The following is a 16,815-nucleotide window of genomic DNA, read 5'->3' as shown; positions in this document are numbered from 1 at the left end:
CGGCTCTGCTCACGGTCGATTCCGGGAGGGGCTGATAAAACCTTGTGCGCCGGCACGACATCATCGGACCAACCCCGTGCCGTGGGGTGCGGCGATCCGGTCGAACGTCAGTACGCCGTCGAGGAGTTCGCCTTTGCCGAGTAGGGCGCGATCGCGGTAGTAGTTGTTGACCACCTTCCACGGGGAGCGCCGCCCCTGTCGCGGCATGACACCGTCGCCGCGCTGGATGTAGCCGGAGGTCAGGTCACCACCCATCACGGACTCTTCGGCGATGTCGTCGGCACCCGCTCGCACCGAGAACCGGGAGTATCCGCCGTCGCGCATGGCGTTGAGGACTCGGCAGAAATAGGTGGCGGCGAGGTCGGCCTTGAGCGTCCACGACGCGTTGGTGTAGCCGAGAATGATCATGGCATTGGGGACCCCGGAGATCAGGACACCCTTGTAGAGCACCGAACCGTGGGGGTCCACCGGTACGCCGTCCACTACGAGTTCGGCGCCGCCGACGATCTGCACGTTCAGGCCGGTGGCGGTGACGATGATGTCGGCCTCGAGCTCCTGGCCCGACTCGGTCAGCACGCCCTTCTCGGTGAACTTCGCGATGCGGTCGGTGACGATATCGGCCTTGCCGCTTTTCAGCGCCTTGAACAGGTCACCGTTGGGCACCACGCACAGACGCTGATCCCACGGGTTGTAACCGGGCGTGAAGTGCCGCATGTCGATCTTGTCGCCCACTTGCAGTCTGACCTGGTTCAAGAACACCTTCTTGGCCAGCTCGGGATTGGTGCGCGAGAGCTGGAAACTGGCGCGCTGCAACGCGATATTGCGGGCACGACCGATCCGATAGGCGATCTTCTCCGGCACACGGGCTTTGCGCATCGTGATCGCGACGGGATCATTCGAGGGCAGCGTCTGGAGGTAGGTGGGCGAGCGCTGCAGCATGGTGATGTGCTCGACGGCGTCGGCCATCGCGGGGATCAGGGTGATCGCGGTGGCACCCGAACCGATCACCACGACCTTCTTGCCCTGGTAGTCGAGGTCCTCGGGCCAGTGCTGCGGGTGCACGATCTGGCCGGTGAAGTCCGCGGCCCCGGGGAACGCCGGCTGATAGCCCTTGTCGTAGTCGTAGTAGCCGGTGGCGCCGACCAGGAAATTCGCCGACCAGATCTCGATCTCGCCGGTGCGCTCGTTGCGGACTTCGCCCGTCCACAGTCCGGTGGTGCTGTCGAAGGAGGCGCGAATTCCTCTGCGGCCGAAGTGGATATGCTCCAGCACGCCGTACTCGCGGGCGGTGTCTTCGATGTAGTTCCGGATGCTCGGCCCGTCGGCCAGGATCTTGGTGCCGATCCACGGGCGGAACCCGAACCCGAAGGTCAACATGTCCGAGTCGGACCGGATGCCCGGATACTTGAACAGATCCCAGGTACCGCCGACGTTGTCGCGACGTTCGATGATCGCGAAGCTGCGGCCGGTCCGCTCGCGAACGAGCTGACAGGCAGTGCCGATGCCGGAGAGGCCGGCACCGATGATCAGTACGTCGACGTGTCGTGTCGTCATGACAGAGTTCCATCCTGGTGAGCGATCAGGTAGTCGCGGTCGTCGGGTTCGGTGAGCAGGGTGGTCATCGTCTTGCGGTCGAAAGGCCACAGGTCGATGGTGTTTTCCTCGGTGAAGTACCAGGAGTTGCAACCGGTGTTCCACACGGTCGGGCCCATGGCGTCGGCGACGGAGTCGTTGAACCGGACGGTGGCCTCCTCGGTCACCTCTACGGTGTCGAACTCGTTGTCGCGGAAGCGTTTCAGCCACCGCGTGATGTAGCGGGCAGTCAGTTCCGCGGAGTACTGCAGCGAGATCGATCCGGTGGGCGAGTTCGGGCCGAGCACGGTGAACAAGTTCGGGAAACCGGGGATCGCGGTCATCCGGTAGGCGCGTGGCCCCTTCGCCCAGGCCTCGTCGATGCTCAGTCCGTCGCGGCCACGCAGGTTCATCGGGCGCATGTAGTTGTGTGGGTGGAAGCCGGTCGCGAAGACGATCACGTCGAGATCGTGGTGAGTGCCGTCGGCGGTGCGGATTCCGGTTTCGGTGATCTCGCTGATCGCGTCGGTCACCAACGCCGCGTTGCCGGCGCCGATCGCGCGGTGATAGGTGCCGGAGAGGACCTGCCGTTTGCAGAACGGCTCGTAGTCGGGAGTCAACGCCGCTCGTAGCTGTGGATCGCGCACCTGGGTGGTCAGCGACCACCGGGCGAACTGCTGCGCGGCGCGGCGTCGCCATGTCGGTTTCAACGCGATATCGGCGAGGATGCCCGAGCTCCACAACAGCGTGGAGTAGAGGCGCTGGTGCGCGGCGGGCGCGGCGGCGAGCAGCTCGGCCAGCAGTCGCGGCTGGGGCAGACCCATCGGAGCCCAGAGCACCCATTGGGGTGTGCGGGCGAACTGGGTCAACTTCGCGGCTCGCGGTTGCAGCGCGGAGACCACCTGAACGCCGGTGGACCCGCTGCCGACCACCGCGATGCGCTTGCCTGCGGTCTCGATCGCGTCGTCCCACCGGGCGGTATGGACCACCGCACCGGTGAACCGGTCGATTCCCGGGATATCGGGGGTGAAGGGGTGGTGCAGCACGCCGGTGGCGGCGATGACGAAGTCCGCCGTGATCTCTCGGCCGCCCGCGAGGGTGACGGTCCACCCGTCGGCGCCGTGAACGGCCTCGGTGACCTCACTGTTCAGTGCGAGATGATCGGTCAGACCGAACTGCTCGACCACATCGCGGTGGTAGCGCTGGATCTCGCCACCGGTGGCCCAGATCTGTGACCAGTCGGGTTTGGGTGCGAAGCCGAACTGATAGATCTGCGACGGAACATCGCAGGTCAGTCCGGGGTAGCGGTTCCAATGCCAGACCCCGCCGACATCGGAGCCCTTCTCCACGATCACGAAGTTCTCGAAGCCGGCCTGCTTGAAGATCACGCCGGCGGTGATCCCGGCGACGCCGGCGCCGATGATGACGATCTTCGGGTCACGCATGACGAACTCCCTTGTTCTGTCTCCATGCCTGGACTGACACATCATTCTACTTACGGAATGAAGTGTCACTCAACTTTGACGGAGGCTATCATCACAGGCGTGGTCGGACCAGAGGCACTCGGAGACAGACGCGCTCAGCGAGCGGAACGCATGCGCGAGGAAACACGCCGCGACATCATCGACGCCGCCTTCGACTGTTTCGCGACGAGCGGCTACCACGACACCTCGATCGCCGACATCGCCACGCGGCTGGGGATCGGCCACGGCACCTTCTACCGGTATTTCCAGAACAAGCGCGACATCATCGACCACGTCGTGGACGACCTGTTCGGTCGCGTGCTGGAAGCCTTGGCGACCGACAACGCCCCCGCCGCCGCGGAAACCCTCGACGACTACCGCGCCCAGGTCGGCCGCATCGCCGACGGACTGACCGGCATCCTGTACTCCGACCCGCGCATTCCCCGGTTCCTGTTCACCGGGACGGTCGGTGTCGACGCCGAATTGAACAAACGAATGTTCAGCGTGCTCGACTCGGCCAACGCGCTCACGGCCGGCTATCTCGAACACGGGATCGAACGCGGGTACCTGCGCGCCGATCTCGATGTCGACCACACGGCGCAGGCTGTGATGGGCATGCTGCTGGCCGGGGTCATCGCCTGCGCCAGAGATGCCGGGGACCGGGGCAGCGCGGACGACAGTGGGCCGCCCGAACAGCAACGAGAGCTCAGTATCGCGATACAGCGGCTGATGTTCGACGGAATCGCCCGCTGACTCACCGCTCGCGCAGAATCCACCGATTCTTGCCCAGCGCTTTGGCCTGGTAGAGGCAGTCGTCGGCCTCGGCGAGCAGTTCGGAAACGCGTCTGCCGGTCAGCGGCGTCACCACCGCGCCGATGCTGACCGATACCGATATCGGCCCGTCGGGCAGGGCGAACGGATCGATCACCGCGGCGTGGAGCAGATCGATGGTCTTGCGCGCTCGGTCGACCGCGGACGGGGGGAGTACCACGATGAACTCGTCCCCGCCGAGGCGAGCGAGCAGCTCCTCATCGGTGCTCAAGCATCGCCGCAGGCGTTCGGCGAGCTCGACGAGGATCTGATCGCCCACGGCATGTCCGTAGGTGTCGTTGACCGCTTTGAACCCGTCGACGTCGAGTGCGCACACCGCCGCGCACTGTCCGGGGTGGGCGTCGCCGACGAGCGAGTGCAGCTCGGTGTGCAGGCCGCGCCGGTTGGTCAGGCCGGTGAGCGGGTCGTGGTGGGCCTGCCAGTGCAGGCGTTGCGCGGCGGTGTGCTGTTCGGTGAGGTCCTGGCCGAAGCCGAGCAGATAAGCCCGTTCGCCGTCGGCCGAGACGCACTGGGTGATCGTCCAGCCGACCCACCTGGTGGTCCCGTCCGGGCGAGGCTGTTCGCTTTCGAACCGCACGGCCCCCGAATCGTTGCCGGCGAGTTCGGCGAAGATGCGCCGGCGCTCGACGTCGGCGGTGTCGCCGGCCAGGTCGAAGCCGTCGAGTCCCCGTAGCTGGTCGAGCGAGTACCCCACCAGGCGTTCGAAGGCCGGATTGGCGTCGATGATGCGGCCTCGGGCGTCGCCGATGGACATGGCCACCGACGCGTGGCGGAACGCGATCTCGAAGCCGTCGGCGGCGTGCGGGGTCACCGACTCGGAGGTGAGACTGCGCCCGACGCCGAGGCCGAATCGCGAGGCCAGGCTCGTCAGGACCTCGGGTGGCGCTCCGGCGTGCCGGCAGACCTCACGCAGGGTCGGCAGCGAGGCGTCGATGACAGCGGGGGAGCGGAAACCGAGATCGGCGACGGCGATCCCGAGGTTTTCGCCGATGGCGGGATCCCACGCGGGGTTGGCCAGCGCGACCAGCACTCGGGCCAGGAGATCTTCGAGGACGTCGACGAGCTCGTCTTCGCCGTGTACCGGGATGTTCACCGCAGCCAGGTGCGCGGCCCATTGCCGGGCGAATCGTCGAGCGGGCACCGTCGATGACACCTCCGTAGACTCCGATATCTCCTTCGAGCAGTAAAGCAAGGATCGCCTCACCGCATGCGAACATCGGATCAGCCGGGCGTCATCGTGTGCAGCGGACATTCGTTCGGGTGGCGGGCTCGCGGGGTCGTCACCGGCCGGTGGTGGTCGGTGGAGCAGGGCTGGTGGGCGCGGTCGTCGCGCCGGTGTTCGGCGCGGCCGGGCTGCCCGGCACCGCCTCGTTGCCGTAGAAGGTCGGCAGCATGCCCTTGACCAGCACCAGTGCCGACCCTTCGCCCGACGGCACCGTCGCGAGGTTCGTGGCGACCACGATCGTGAGGTCGGACTCCGGGTCATGGCCCATGAAGGTCATGTACCCCGGTATCTGACCGTCGTGTCCGAACAGATGCAACCCGAATCGGACGATGCCGAGACCGTATCCGGCGACATCGGGGGCGGCCGGATCGATCGGCTGGATGCTGTCCATCCGCACTCGCTGCATCTGCTCGTCCAGCAGGTCGCCCTCGACGAGTGCCCGCACGTACGTGGCCACATCACCGACCGTCGAGATCGCGGCACCCGCGGTCCACGTCCACGACGGGCTCTCGTCGGTCGCGTTGTTGGGTTGCAGCGTGCCCGCGAGCGCGGCGGCCTGCTGCTCGGGCGGCAGGGCGAAGGTGTCGATGGTGGAGACATTGGTGCCGAACGCGTACCCCTGCGGGTGCGGATCGGGGATCGAGTGGTCCGCCGCCGCGGGCAGCGAGGTGTGCTTCAGGCCGAGTGGTTCGAAGATCCGCTGCTGGAAATTCTCGGCGGCCGTCATCTTCGTGATCTTCTCGATGACCAGGCCGAGCAGGATGATGTTGGTATTGCTGTAGTCGAATTTCTCCCCCGGCGCGAAATTGACCGGATGGGAGAAGGCGATGGCGAGCAACTCCTCGGGCGTCCACACCTTGTTCGGGTCACTGTCGAGCATGGCATTGAACTGTGGGTCGAACGTGTAACTGTAGAGCCCGCTTCGCATTTCGGAGAGCTGGGCGATGGTGATCTCGTCGCCGTTCGGCACATCCGGCCAATATTTGGCAATCGGGTCCTCGAGTGCGAGTTTTCCCTCCTGCACCAACTGCAGAATGACGGTCGACGTCATGGTTTTGGTGTTGCTGGCGATGCGGAAATAGTCGTCCACCGACATGGGGTCGTCGGCCCCGATGACCCGGGTGCCGAATGTCTCGGTCCAATCGCCTTGCTTCGGCGATTTGACGACCACGACAGCACCGGGAATGACGTTGTCCTTCATGAGCTGGGTGATCACCGGCCTGAGGGTGGTGGCGTAGGCGGGCTCGGCCTGCGCGCCGGCCGACGTGCTGGTGGCATCGCCGCCGGAATCCGACGATGTCGCGCAGCCCGTGGCAATGAACAAACTCGCGGTCGCGACAAACACTGCGAAACTCGTCCGGTGTCCCATGATTCTCCGATCAGCGTGTGCTCGAAGGGGTGATGTCGCGCTGTGTATCGCAACTCTGCTCCCTGCGCGCCGAGGAATCAATCAGCAACCCGGTAACAGTGGAATGGCGAGCCGAGAGCTCGCCATTTCCGGCGATCGAGTGTGGGTTCAGCTCCGGAAGTCCTCGAAATCGAAGCCCGGTGCGACGACGCAGCTCACCAGTACCTCCGCACCACCGCACGGCCGGGCCGCCTGCCAATTACCCGCTGGGACGAGTTGCTGCACGCGGTGCCCCGACTCGATGGCTGGGCCGAGGATCACGGTCTCGGTTGTGGTGGGAGTGTCGCTGTCGCCGCCCAGCAGGAGTTCCAGCGGTCCGCCTCGGTGCCACATCCACAGTTCGTCGGAGCGCACCGCATGCCAGATCGACTGTTCGTGCTCGGGGAGCAGGAACAGGATGCCGGTCGCCGCGGCGCGTGGGCCCGGATAGTCAGTGGGCGCGAAAGTATGCGCACTGCGCCAAGTTTCGCGAAACCAGCCGCCTTCGGGATGCGGCAGCAGGTCGAGGGTCTCCGCGGTCGAGGGCCGGTGCAGCAGTTCGGTATGGCGGCCTGCCGGGCCGCGCCGGGCCCACCGCACCTTCCCGGCGGGCAGATGTCCCGCGGTCGGCGATGCCGCGCGCGGGGTGACGACGAGGATCTGTGCGGTCGGCGCCAGCGCATCGGCAACCAGAAGCGCCGACTCGTCGTCTGCCGCCCAGGCGGTCCGGTCGTCGTCGACGGGCAGCTGATCACCTCCCGACCGCCAAGCATCGAGGGTGGTAACCAACATCGGTTCGGTGTCGGTCGCGTCAGACACGAGTGGTTCCATGACATCGAGTGTTCCCCAAGATCGTGGAATGACGTTGTGTTCGTGGTGCCGGCGTCGCTCGAGTCGGCGGTCGCGGATCGGAACCGAGGCACCCGCAACCCGGAACCAGTGGTGCCGACCGGGGTGCGCGACGGTCGCCGACGGATCTTGCCGTCGCGACTGCGGTCCCCTACTCTGCGAGCTGTACGAGTATTCGAAAGGCTGAGTTCGAGTATTTGTTTCGAGGCGGGTTCGCTCTGGCGAGCGAGCGCGTCGATGGCAGGAATCAGGGAGTCGCCCGTGTTCGCAAGAATGGGTCGCATCGCCGCGACCGCCGCGCTGTGTCTGACCGTGTCGCTCATGGTCACCACCGGAACCGCCGCCGCGGAGTTCGGTTCGCTACCGCCCGCGAATCCGCACCTGGGCCCGCCGGGAACCGCGACGATGCACGGGGATGCCGAGTCGTCCGACGCCACGCCTTTCGCGGGTCCAGGAACCGGAAGCATCGACAGCGACTTCCGCGAACTCGCTGCTGCGTGTCCGACCATTCTGCAAGGCGCGGACGGGATTCCGCAGGCGCTGTGCACCAAGATCATCGACCGGGCCCCGAAGGTGTTCCTGCTCGACCCCGGCAGCGGGCAGCCGCTGGCCTCCCTCGATTTGGCCAAGGGCAGCCTCCTCGGTGGTGTGTACGCCTATCTCGACAGCGACGACCGCATGGTCACCGTCGACGGCAGCGGTCAGCTGCTACGGATCGGTCACCGCAAGGACGGCGACGACTGGAAGCTGTTCGTCGAGACGAGAACCGATATAGCGCAAGCCGTCACGGGCCACTGCGGTGGTAGCGACTGCGACGCTGTGAGTTCGGTGATGCCCGACTTCGACGGCCGGGTGTGGTTCGCCACCGACAACGCGGTGGCGGGTTACTCCGATCCGGCGACCGGCGCGGCCCGGTCGATCGCGCTCGGTCCGGGGGAGAAGGTCGCCAACAGCATTTCCACCGCGCCCGAGGGCGTCTCGATCGCCACCACCCACGCGCTGTACCTGGTCGATGTCGACGAGACCGGCGGTCCCCGCATCGTGTGGCGCCAGGCCTACGACCGCGGTCCGGCCCGCAAGCCCGGTCAGCTCTCCTGGGGGACCGGTGCCACTCCCACCTTCTTCGGCCCCGGTAGCGGCACCGAGTACGTGGCGATCACCGACAACGCCGTGCCGAAGGAAAATCTGCTCGTGTTCGACACCGCCGGCGGCAATCCGGTGTGCTCGGTGCCGACGGTCAAGGGCACCGAGAACTCGCCGATCGGTTCCGGCAACAGCCTTTTCGTCGCCAGCACCTACGGGTATCCGTATCCCGCGGTGCCGGAGGGGGCGGGCGACAGTGACCCGGCGCATGCTTCGTTCACCGGGGGCATGGTCCGCGTAGACGTCAGCGGTTCCGGCTGCCAGGTGAAGTGGACCAATGATGTTCTGTCCGCGGCGGTTCCACGTCTGTCGGTGGCCGACGGCAAGATCTACACCGTCGCGCGCCACAGCATCATTTCGACCGGCAGCGCCGGGTTGACCGATACCTTCCGCTACACCGTGATCGACGCCGCTACCGGACGCGTCGACACGGAGAAGGTCATCGGGGCCACCGCCGTGCACAACACCCTGCAGATGGTCGGCACCATCGCCCCTGACCGCACCCTCTATCAGGGCACGATGAGCGGGTTGTTCCGGATCGCACCTCGCTGAGCGGCGGGAACTAGCGCTCGGACGAACCGCTCGCCGATCCACTTCCCAGCAGGCACAGCGGATTCGCCACCATCGCCGCCTGTGCCGAACCGGACGACGAACCGGTGATCCCGGAGTCGACCGGTGGCGTGTTCGGCGCGGGCAGCGCCGGGTTGCCCGAACCGCCCGTCATCATCGACTCGCCGTCGAGGTTCGCGGGCGCCAGGACATCGAGCAGATCCAGCACGGTCGGTGTGATGTCGGCGAGGGTGTAGCCGTTGTTCTCTGTGCCCGCCGCGAACCCCGCTCCCCGCGCGATCACGAAACTGGCTGTCTCGTAGGCGCTCTGACCGCCGTGCCCCCCATCCGGCTTGTGTCCGTGGTCGGTGGTGACCAGGATCGTCCACCGCTCGTTCGAATGCGCTGCCGCCCGCGCGTCCACCGCGGCGGTGATCTGCCCGACCAGGCTGTCCACGCGGCCGATGGCATCGCGATAGGCCTGCGGCCAGATTCCGCGCAGCGTGTGTCCGACGATGTCCACCTGATCGAGGTGCGTGAACAGCAGGTCGGTCCCCTGCTCGGCGATGGCCGAGACCACCTGCGCGGTGGCCGCGGAATCGGCGGTGGTCTCACAGACGCCCGCACCGGTGGGATCGATCTGCGTGACGGTCACCCGATCGGCCTGCGGGCTGCCGGTACGCGCGATCATGCCGATCTTGGCCCAGGTCCCGATGGAGGCCGTCGACAGCGCCGGCCGCTCCCGCTCCACCTGCGTGAACACCGTCGGATATTGCGCGAAAGGTCCTGCGTTGCAGGTGGATCCATTGTCCTGTATTCCGTGCTTGGTATCCCATACGCCGGTAAGCGCCGTGGCCCACGAAACGCACGACATGGTGGTGTGCGGGGCGATGGAGGTGCGTGCCAGGGTGCCCTGCGCGGCCAGGCGGTCGAGGTTGGGGGCATCGGCCGCCGTCACCTCACTCCACAGGGTGCCGTCGATGCCGATGACCACGACCTTGTTCACGACCGGAGCCGCGGGGGCCGGCGCTGCCGTGGCGAAGGGGACAGCGGCCAGGGCCGCGGCTGCGAGTATGCGGTGAGTGCGAGACATGCGCGGCACCGTAATTGCCGAGCGCCGACGACATCCAGCGAATTGGACAATTGACCGGTACAGTCCCGCCCACTGGGACCGACGTCAGAACGCTTGCGGGCCGATCCGTTCCACCGCGACGAACACCGCCAATGCCAGCAGCACCACGGTCATCACGACGTTCGACCATTCGCCGCGGCGCCCGTGCGTGACGATCGCGCCGACCATGATCACCGCCAGACCGATGGCGGCCGCGGGCACCAGCCAAGTGGCGATACCGAACACGCCGGGCAGGATCAGGCCGAGTGCGCCGGCGACTTCGGCCGCGCCGATGAACTTGATCAGGCCTTCCGGAAAGGGCTCGGCCCAGCCCATTTTCGGGTCCGCGACGAGCTGTTCTTTGGATTTGGCGAGTTTCATCGCACCGGCCAGGAGAAAGACTGCGGCCAGCAGGCCGGAAACGATCCAAACGACGACATTCATGCCGCGGCTCCGGTGTGCGAGGGCAGCGGGGCGCCGACCCAGGCCTCGACCTGATCGAGTATCAGTTCGCCCACTCATCGTACTGCGGCGCGGGACGGCAATCGGTGAACTTCCGGCCATTGCCGTGTGACGCGCGGTTGATTGCCATGGATTATCGCTGCGGGGCGACGCGGAAAACGACCGTAGGGTCGTCGAACATGAGCATTCGTCTCGGATATCAGATGCCCTACTTCGGCTACGCGGGCTCTGCGCGCGAACTGTTCCCGAAGGTCATCGCGCAGGCGCAGGAGGCGGAGGCAGCCGGATTCGATGCCGTGCTCTTCATGGACCACTTCTATCAGGTCTATGGGCAGCCCGACGATTGGATGCTGGAGGCCTACACGGCCCTGGCCGGGCTGGCCACCGTCACCGAGCGAATCCAGCTGGCCACCCTGATGACCTGCAACACCTACCGCAATCCGGCGCTGCTGGCCAAGATCGTCACGACGCTGGACGTGATCAGCGGCGGCCGCGCGGCCCTCGGCATCGGCGCGGGCTGGTTCGAGCTCGAGCACCGCGGCTACGGCTTCGAATACGGCAGCTTCACCGAGCGGTTCCAGCGGCTGGACGAGGCGCTGCAGATCATCTCGCCGATGCTGCGCGGGCAGCGGCCCACTTTCCAGGGCACGTGGTACCGCGCCGAGAACGCGATCAACGAGCCGCAGGTGCGCGACGACCTGCCGATCCTGCTCGGTGGCGGCGGTGAGAAGAAGACCTTCGGCCTGGCCGCGCGCTACGCCGACCACCTGAACATCCTCTGCCACACCAGCGACCTGCCCCAGAAATTGGCCACCCTGCGGCAGCGCTGCGAGGAGGCCGGGCGTGACCCACAGACTCTGGAGACCAGCTACCGCGCTGTCGTCGTCATCGACGAGAACGGCGACCGGGCTCGCAAGCTGGCGCAGGAGTTCATGCAGCGCGATGTCGTGGTGGCGATCTCGGCGGACAGCGTGTTCGCCGGAGCCCCCGACGATGTGGCGGAGCAGATCCAGCGCCGCATCCTGGATCACGGGGTCGACGGCATCATCGTGAACATGGTCGCCAACGGTCACGAGCCGGGCATCCTCGAATTGGCAGGCAAGGCCCTGAGTCCGCTGGTGCACCACTGATCAGCGACTGTGGCCGGCTGACGTCGGCGACGGTGAATCACCGCACCGACCTTCACACTTTCGCCGGAATCAAGGGCTACAGATGGTGGTGGATGGGGTCGATCCAATGGACGGCGTCGGGCTTCTCGATCGGCTCGATGTCGAGATTGACCACGACGGCTTCGCTGTCGCTGCGCACCAGCACGCATTCCAAGGGTTCGTGGGTGCTGGCGTTGATTTCCTGGTGCGGGACATACGGTGGCACGAAGATGAAGTCGCCGGGCCCGGCCTCTGCGACGAATTCCAGCCGCTCGCCCCATCGCATCCGGGCGCGGCCGCGGATCACATAGATGACACTTTCGAGTGCGCCGTGATGGTGTGCGCCGGTCTTGGCGTCCGGATGGATCGTGACGGTCCCGGCCCAGATCTTCTGCGCGCCGACACGGGCGAAATCGATCGCGGCCGCCCGCTCCATTCCGGGTGTCTGCGCGGTGTTCGAATCGAGCTGATCGGCCTTGATCACCCGGACACCGTTGTGCCGCCAATCTTCGGCAGTCATGGTGCGCTCCTCCATATCGATCGGTTCGAGCGGTATCGCCGAATGCGAGCGGGCCGGGGGACCGTCGCGCGCGCGGTTGAGGCTACGCAATCATGATTCGGCTGCCCGGTAGACGTTTTCACTCGGCGGGATCGAAAGAGGACCGCCACGCGCGGTCGCGGGGCTCACTACAGGGTGGTGGGCTCGCCGAACACCGCTCCGCTGTCGTCGACTTCGGGTGTTTTGGTCAGCACGTAGGTGTATTGGCGGATGGTGGCCGGGCCGATGCAGTTGTCGACTTTGATGTGGAAGTCGCGGGTCACGATCTGCACGGTCTTGCCCGGGATGAGTGGTTTGCCGTCCCCGATGTCGACGTTGGTGATGTCGCCGGGTTGCAGGTCCAATTCCAGGAAGAGACCCGGGTCTATCGCGATGGAGGGCAGGATGCCGCTGAACTCCTGCACCTGTCCCGATTCGAACTCTTGTACTTGCCCGGACTCCTGGGTCTGGGACTGCACCGATTCGCCGGAACTCGACTGCTCGACAGTCTGCGACTGCGCTTGCTCCGTCGCCTGCCGCTGTACCTGTTCCGTCGCGGAGTTCTGCTGCGGCCCCTCCAGCCCGAATTCGGTGGTGGGATCGATGCCGGGGAGCACGGCACCGATCCTGGCCGGACAGCCCACGGAGTACCCGGTCTTGAGCACGCCCTCGGCCTGCCCGTCGAGCCGTCCGTAGGCGACCGTGGAGACCAAGGCTTCACGGCTGGTGGGGGTGCTGTTCAACGGCGCGATTCGATTGATGACTTCGTCGTGCGTGCCGACGGTAAAACTGCCCATACTCGACTCGAAAGTCTTTTCGTGCGGTGGCAGATTGACGGTATCGGCATGCGCGGTCGGCTGCGACAGAATGGCCAGCGCTGAGACGGCGTAACTCACTCTCCGGATGATTCGCAACATGACCCCGGACACTAGTGAATCGGCCGCCGTTTCCCTGTCGTCACGCGGGCGCGTGTCCCGACCGATGCGGCTTCTTGTTCGCCCGTTCATCCGCCGGTACACCGGTTCGCCACTGTGCGCACGCTCGAATACGGGGACGAAACGGCCCGAATCCGGCGGCACAAGAAGATTTCGATATGGGTCGGATCTTTTCCACGGTGCACCGGCAGGTGCAGGATAGGAATTTGCCAGGCGAGTCCATATGCGATGGAGGCGTTGTGAGCGTATTGTCCAGCGATCTGAAAACCTTGAGCTACGAAGCGTATGTCTACCTGTACTCCCTCGTCACGATGGACGTCACTCGCGAGCAGCAGACCAACTCCCCGGCGGACTCGACTCCGGGGTTCGGGCCCCCGAACCAGTTCCACCACATCCACGAGTTTCCTGATGTCCATTTTCGGGCGGTGGTTCGCCCGAATTTCGACACGCTCTACTCCTCGGCCTGGCTCGATCTGACCCGCGGTCCCGTGCAGATCCATGTTCCCGACAGTGGCGACCGCTATTACATGCTCCCGATGTTGGACGCGTGGACGGATGTTTTCGCCAATCCAGGCAAACGCACCACCGGCACCGGCGAACTGGACTTCGTCGTCGTCGGCCCCGGCTACACCGGTGATCTTCCGGCTGACCTGCCCGTGATCCACGCGCCGACTCATCATGTGTGGGTGATCGGGCGCACCCAGACCAACGGGCCCGCCGACTACGTGGCGGTCAACAAGTTCCAGGCCGGACTCGAGATCACCGAGTTGGCCGCTCCGGGACCGTTCGTGGCCGATCCGAGCTCGGCGAGCGAGACCGAACCGCTGCGCCAGGTCAACGCGATGTCGTCGACGGAGTTCTTCGTCCGTGCCGCTGCGGCGTTGCAGGTCGACCCGCCACACAGCACCGACTTCTCCCAGCTCGCGCGCATCGCCCGGCTGGGTATCGTTCCCGGCCGGGACTTCGACGCCACTCGATTCTCCACCGACGAGCTCGCCGACATCGAAGCCGGTGCGCAGGCCGCGCGAGCGGCGGTGATGGCCGCACCGAAAAAGCTGGCGCCACCGGTCAACGGGTGGATCAGCGTGCTCGCCGACATCGGGGTGTACGGCAACGACTATTTCCGGCGTTCGGCTGTCACGTTGGCGGGCTTGGGCGCCAACCCGCCCGAAGACGCGATCTACCCGTTGCTGGCCGCCGACGCCGACGGCCGGGCGCTCGACGGCGATACCGACTACGTGATCCACTTCGACGCGGGCGAGCTGCCGCCGGCGGCCGCGTTCTGGTCGGTCACCATGTACGATGACGAGGGGTTCCAGGCGCCGAACGAGCTCGACCGCTTCGCCATCGGCGACCGAGACGCACTGGTGCAGAATTCCGACGGCTCGCTCGACATCTACATCTCCCACACCAATCCGGGACCAGAGCGCGAATCGAACTGGCTGCCCGCGCCGAGCGGGCCCCTCGGTATCACCATGCGGCTGTATGCCCCTCGCACGGAAGCTCTCAACGGCACATGGGCGCCTCCGCCGGTCCGCAGGGCCTGATCAGCTGGTTCCGTAGAGCTCGATATGCCACATCTTGGCGATCACCCGCTCGATGCCCTGGGTGAGGTGGCGTCGGTAGGTCGAGAACGGCAGCCCGAGTAGTTCGGCGGCCCGTTCCTGGGTGGGTGCCGGACGCAGGTAGGTGCGGTCGAGGACGCGGTAGAGCTTCTCACCGCGCGAGTCCTCGCGCACCGACTCGACGATCGTGGTGAGTAGATCGCGCAGCGCGGCACCGGTGGCGGGGCCCGGTCGGTCGGCGACCACTCTCGAGCGCAGCAGCGGATTGCGTTCGAGGCCGTCGCCCCGTCCTATCCCGCGCAACGCGGAGCGGACGGCGTCGGCGAATTCGGGCTGGGACAGAACGAGTTCGGGCGTGGGCGGCACGGGTCGCGCGGGGACCCCGCCGACGACACGATCACTGGTCAGGTCGAGCCATTCGGGGATGCCCACCCGGCGCCAGTCGTGGGCGTACACCGCGTACCGCCGGCCACCGACCTCGTATTCGGCATCGTGGGCACGATGGAAATCGATGTGGGTCATGAAGGGTTCCCAGGCGTCGGCGGCCTCGAACGCGCCGATGAAGTCCCACGTCAGATCCGGACGCGACAACCAGAACTGCGTCGAGCAAGCCGTCACCACATTGATGGTCGGCGACGGACGCTGGTTGAGCTCCGCGTCGATGAGGAACCGTCCCGCGTGCACCGGTTCGCCGGGCCGTGGCCTGCCGTACCTGGTCGCGTAGTCCCACATGGCGTGGGTGCCGGGGTCGGCTGCCAGCTCGGCCTCCGTCGCGTCGTGCAGCGCCAGCCGACAGAAGTAGCCGATCGGTGCGCTGCCCGAGCCTTGCACCACGACGAACTGCTCGGGCTGACGAGCCAGCCAGAAGTCCACCAACTCGGCTTGCTCGGGGCCCTGGTGCCGCTTCGTCATCGCCAGGATCGACTCCCGATACTCCGCGCGGTATCGGTCGGGGAAGGCCCGGCCGAAGGTCGACCAGTCCCAGTACGCCGAGATCGACGGGTTGTGGCGGTGGAGGAAGACGAGGTCGGCCACCGGCCAGCGATTCTGCTGCGCGGTGGCGTCGAGGACCTCGATGAGGTGCGCGCGTACGCGGCGATGAACGTCGAGATAGGACTCCGGATCACGCCAGCGCAAATCGGCGTCGAGAACGTCGCGGGCGATCTCGTGCGGCGCGAGCCCGAGCGGCCCCGGCTCGATGATCGCCAGCTCGCGCAGCCACTCGAACACGTCGGCGCAGTCGGATTCGCCGAGCGCGGCCCGCAGCAGCGCCTCGGTGGTGAACCGGACGTGCGCGCACACCTCCAGTGCGGCCCGGTGACGTTTGCTCGGCACCGAATCGACGAACCGCGCGAGCAGGGCGCGCACCGCGTCGGGGGCCTCGACCAGTGCGGCGGGCAACTCGCCCGCGGTCTGGGCGAGCACGTCGACCAGTAGCGACAGCGCCAGCGGGTGGCCGTGGGTGAGCGCCAGCATCCGTTCGTGCTTCGCCTCGGGCACCTCGGCGATCCGCAGATAGGCGCGGGCGTCGTCGGGTGCGAGGTTGCGCAACGAGATCGTGCGCAACAGATCCCGCCAACCGGGGTCGTCCGACCACGCGCGGGCAGGCGGATGACGGCCGGCGATCACCACGAGAACAGTCGTGGCCAACACCGGCAGAAACGTCTCGCGCAGCCAATCCTCCAGCGGCGCGAGACGTTCGAACGTGTCGATGAACACCACCGAGGACATCGCGGGGCCCAGCGCGGTGCGCAACGACTCGGGCGACGGCTCGACCGTGCGTCCGTCGACCCGCGTCGTCGTCGCGCCCGCGAGTTCGGCGAGTTCGAGCATTTCGGCCAGCAGCGCGGACTTGCCGATGCCGCCCGGCCCGTGCAGGAACAGCACCGTGAACGGTGGTTCGTCCGCGTCGAGCGCGGTGCGGAACAGTTCCACTTCGCCCGCCCGCCCGACGAACCGCCGCCTGCGCGCCGATCGGAGCCGGTCGGCGACGGTCCTCGCGTCGTCAGTCATCTGTTCAGTTCCGTTCATCGACGG

Annotated in this window: 14 protein-coding genes; 4 read left to right on the top strand and 10 right to left on the bottom strand. The window is 66.4% G+C overall.

Going from position 1 to position 16,815, the window contains the following annotated elements; genetic code table 11:
* Positions 1-60: 60 nt before the first annotated feature.
* Together ACWFRF_RS05745 and ACWFRF_RS05740 are read right to left on the bottom strand one after the other, a co-directional pair.
* Positions 61-1,554, bottom strand: coding sequence for a flavin-containing monooxygenase (locus tag ACWFRF_RS05745; protein ID WP_452449061.1), 1,494 nt, complete (start codon positions 1,552-1,554; stop codon positions 61-63).
* Positions 1,551-3,017, bottom strand: a complete 1,467-nt coding sequence (locus ACWFRF_RS05740; protein WP_452449060.1) for a flavin-containing monooxygenase — start codon at positions 3,015-3,017, stop codon at positions 1,551-1,553. Before ACWFRF_RS05740 ends, ACWFRF_RS05745 begins: the two co-directional genes overlap by 4 nt.
* Positions 3,018-3,167: 150 nt before the next feature.
* Here ACWFRF_RS05740 and ACWFRF_RS05735 point away from each other — a divergent pair, with 150 nt between their 5' ends.
* Entirely contained in the window at positions 3,168-3,788 is a 621-nt protein-coding gene (locus ACWFRF_RS05735) for a TetR/AcrR family transcriptional regulator (RefSeq protein WP_452449059.1), read from the top strand.
* A 1-nt stretch (position 3,789) separates the two neighbouring features.
* On the opposite strand, the gene ACWFRF_RS05730 is transcribed toward ACWFRF_RS05735, so the two are convergent.
* From ACWFRF_RS05730 to ACWFRF_RS05720, 3 genes are all read right to left on the bottom strand, one after another.
* A complete protein-coding gene (locus ACWFRF_RS05730) occupies positions 3,790-5,007 on the bottom strand; it encodes a diguanylate cyclase domain-containing protein (RefSeq protein WP_452449058.1) in 1,218 nt (405 codons plus the stop codon).
* A 139-nt stretch (positions 5,008-5,146) separates the two neighbouring features.
* On the bottom strand, positions 5,147-6,436 hold the full coding sequence (locus ACWFRF_RS05725) for a serine hydrolase domain-containing protein (protein ID WP_387443558.1): 1,290 nt from the start codon (positions 6,434-6,436) through the stop codon (positions 5,147-5,149).
* Positions 6,437-6,607: 171 nt separating this feature from the next.
* A complete protein-coding gene (locus tag ACWFRF_RS05720; RefSeq protein ID WP_449965170.1) occupies positions 6,608-7,297 on the bottom strand; it encodes a cupin domain-containing protein in 690 nt (229 codons plus the stop codon).
* 303 nt (positions 7,298-7,600) lie between these two features.
* Between ACWFRF_RS05720 and ACWFRF_RS05715 the strand changes: the two genes are divergently transcribed.
* The gene (locus ACWFRF_RS05715; protein WP_452449156.1) at positions 7,601-9,022 is read left to right on the top strand and encodes a hypothetical protein; all 1,422 of its coding nucleotides are present in this window, start codon (positions 7,601-7,603) and stop codon (positions 9,020-9,022) included.
* Positions 9,023-9,032: 10 nt separating this feature from the next.
* On the opposite strand, the gene ACWFRF_RS05710 is transcribed toward ACWFRF_RS05715, so the two are convergent.
* Together ACWFRF_RS05710 and ACWFRF_RS05705 are read right to left on the bottom strand one after the other, a co-directional pair.
* Complete coding sequence (locus ACWFRF_RS05710) at positions 9,033-10,112, bottom strand: alkaline phosphatase family protein (protein WP_452449057.1); 1,080 nt, start codon at positions 10,110-10,112, stop codon at positions 9,033-9,035.
* An 84-nt stretch (positions 10,113-10,196) separates the two neighbouring features.
* Complete coding sequence (locus ACWFRF_RS05705) at positions 10,197-10,574, bottom strand: DoxX family protein (RefSeq protein ID WP_452449056.1); 378 nt, start codon at positions 10,572-10,574, stop codon at positions 10,197-10,199.
* Positions 10,575-10,771: 197 nt separating this feature from the next.
* On the opposite strand from ACWFRF_RS05705, the gene ACWFRF_RS05700 reads away from it, so the two are divergent.
* A complete protein-coding gene (locus ACWFRF_RS05700) occupies positions 10,772-11,722 on the top strand; it encodes a TIGR03560 family F420-dependent LLM class oxidoreductase (protein ID WP_452449055.1) in 951 nt (316 codons plus the stop codon).
* Positions 11,723-11,798: 76 nt separating this feature from the next.
* Here the strand turns inward: ACWFRF_RS05700 and ACWFRF_RS05695 are convergent, their stop codons facing one another.
* Both ACWFRF_RS05695 and ACWFRF_RS05690 read right to left on the bottom strand, forming a co-directional pair.
* Positions 11,799-12,260 carry a cupin domain-containing protein gene (locus ACWFRF_RS05695; RefSeq protein ID WP_378987585.1) on the bottom strand — a complete coding sequence of 154 codons (462 nt, stop codon included), beginning with the start codon at positions 12,258-12,260 and terminating at the stop codon, positions 11,799-11,801.
* Positions 12,261-12,427: 167 nt separating this feature from the next.
* Positions 12,428-13,174, bottom strand: a complete 747-nt coding sequence (locus ACWFRF_RS05690; RefSeq protein ID WP_378987582.1) for an MspA family porin — start codon at positions 13,172-13,174, stop codon at positions 12,428-12,430.
* A gap of 278 nt (positions 13,175-13,452) precedes the next feature.
* Here ACWFRF_RS05690 and ACWFRF_RS05685 point away from each other — a divergent pair, with 278 nt between their 5' ends.
* The gene (locus ACWFRF_RS05685; protein ID WP_452449054.1) at positions 13,453-14,760 is read left to right on the top strand and encodes a DUF1254 domain-containing protein; all 1,308 of its coding nucleotides are present in this window, start codon (positions 13,453-13,455) and stop codon (positions 14,758-14,760) included.
* On the opposite strand, the gene ACWFRF_RS05680 is transcribed toward ACWFRF_RS05685, so the two are convergent.
* Complete coding sequence (locus tag ACWFRF_RS05680; protein WP_387443572.1) at positions 14,761-16,791, bottom strand: ATP-binding protein; 2,031 nt, start codon at positions 16,789-16,791, stop codon at positions 14,761-14,763. It abuts the gene before it with no gap.
* Positions 16,792-16,815 lie beyond the last annotated feature (24 nt).

The sequence above is a fragment of the Nocardia sp. NPDC055165 genome (genome assembly GCF_053606985.1).
This window is presented reverse-complemented; position numbering and strand designations above follow the sequence as displayed.

What these genes read in the sequence shown, in the direction of transcription:
- ACWFRF_RS05745 (WP_452449061.1), bottom strand. Translation starts at nt 1,554, where the DNA reads ATGACGACACGACACGTCGACGTACTGATCATCGGTGCCGGCCTCTCC.
- ACWFRF_RS05740 (WP_452449060.1), bottom strand. Translation starts at nt 3,017, where the DNA reads ATGCGTGACCCGAAGATCGTCATCATCGGCGCCGGCGTCGCCGGGATC.
- ACWFRF_RS05735 (WP_452449059.1), top strand. Translation starts at nt 3,168, where the DNA reads ATGCGCGAGGAAACACGCCGCGACATCATCGACGCCGCCTTCGACTGT.
- ACWFRF_RS05715 (WP_452449156.1), top strand. Translation starts at nt 7,601, where the DNA reads ATGGGTCGCATCGCCGCGACCGCCGCGCTGTGTCTGACCGTGTCGCTC.
- ACWFRF_RS05710 (WP_452449057.1), bottom strand. Translation starts at nt 10,112, where the DNA reads ATGTCTCGCACTCACCGCATACTCGCAGCCGCGGCCCTGGCCGCTGTC.
- ACWFRF_RS05705 (WP_452449056.1), bottom strand. Translation starts at nt 10,574, where the DNA reads ATGAATGTCGTCGTTTGGATCGTTTCCGGCCTGCTGGCCGCAGTCTTT.
- ACWFRF_RS05700 (WP_452449055.1), top strand. Translation starts at nt 10,772, where the DNA reads ATGAGCATTCGTCTCGGATATCAGATGCCCTACTTCGGCTACGCGGGC.
- ACWFRF_RS05695 (WP_378987585.1), bottom strand. Translation starts at nt 12,260, where the DNA reads ATGACTGCCGAAGATTGGCGGCACAACGGTGTCCGGGTGATCAAGGCC.
- ACWFRF_RS05680 (WP_387443572.1), bottom strand. Translation starts at nt 16,791, where the DNA reads ATGACTGACGACGCGAGGACCGTCGCCGACCGGCTCCGATCGGCGCGC.